At 27.7% G+C, this 1,230-nt stretch carries 2 protein-coding genes; both read right to left on the reverse strand.

The annotated features are described in order from the left end of the window. Nucleotides 1-134: 134 nt before the first annotated feature. Nucleotides 135-542 (reverse strand): hypothetical protein, encoded by a 408-nt coding sequence (locus PVA17_RS24795; protein ID WP_274069348.1) that lies wholly within the window; start codon nt 540-542, stop codon nt 135-137. A gap of 43 nt (nt 543-585) precedes the next feature. Beyond that, nucleotides 586-1,230 (reverse strand): ParA family protein (locus tag PVA17_RS24800; protein WP_274069349.1); only part of this gene is annotated, 645 nt, incomplete at its 5' end.

Genomic DNA, 1,230 nt, shown 5'->3' on the forward strand with positions numbered 1-1,230 from the left:
ATCGAGGGCAATGGAACTTGAAAAAGCTGCCGCCTGCAAAATACAGACAGCAGCTTCAAAAGGTTGCCTAGCTTTTTTTCAAAATGTCCTTTACAAAGGATACACTTTAATTTTGAATTGGTGGCTTTTAATTTTTAATTTTGTGGTTCAGAAGAATTACTTTTCCTTTCAGAAATCTTATTATTAAGTTGCATGAAACTAAAATGATTAATAATTTCATTTACTATTTGTACTTTTGTTGCATCACTTTTCATTTTTAATCCAATGTGGGATGTAATATTTAATAAGTCGTTTTTGGTTAATTCTTCCAAAATGTTTATTATTGTTTCTCTGTCCTTATTTTTCAACTCTGAAATAACTTTTTCAAAATCTATGGAAGAATTACTTTGCTTATGAAATACTTTTTCTTTATCCTTATATTTCTTATATTCCTTTAAATCAATTAGAATGTTATCAAGCGCTTCACTAATTGAATAATTTTTATATAACTCCAATATTTTATCTATTTTCCCAATTAAACTTAGAATGTTATTAACTTTCAACCGATATTCACCTCCACTAACCCTAATCTTAATTATGCCATTATTATAATTTCTCCATTCTTGTTAGCATTTCAATTAAAATATCCAACATTAAATCACTTTGTTTATTTGCATTTTCACTCTTCACACCATAAACAGGGAAACCAGAGGCTGATGAAGTTGCAATACCATCACCATAGGTCAAATAATTTTCGAAGACCTCATTTCCAAATGTTCCTTTTAATGTAGTTAATCTATTACTTTGACTATATTTAGGTTCGCCTTTTCTTTCAACGACATTATTTGCAATAATACCCAATAATTCAGTTTTAGTGTAATCATCATCTAATGCCGAAAAGATTTTATTTAGCTCTTTAACTTTATTAGTAATCGAAAGTATACCATAAGTTGATAATTTATCTAAAATAGTCGGAATAATATAGTAATCGCTTGCATAGAGTGCATTTTGGGTAATAAAGTTGAGATTCGGAGGGCAATCAATAATAACATAATCATATTTGTGAGACTCAATTAAATTCTCAATAATATTTTTTAAAAACTTAAACTTGTAACTCTCTTTATTTAGTAAATTATTTTGATAGTTCGGTCTGGAAAAACTAGCAATGTCCATATCAGTGTATATTAAGTCCTGATGAGATGCTATCAAATCAATATTTTTATAATTTATTATACTATATCTATCCTGTCT

This window comes from Lysinibacillus sp. CNPSo 3705, assembly GCF_028674935.1.
GTDB lineage: Bacteria > Bacillota > Bacilli > Bacillales_A > Planococcaceae > Lysinibacillus.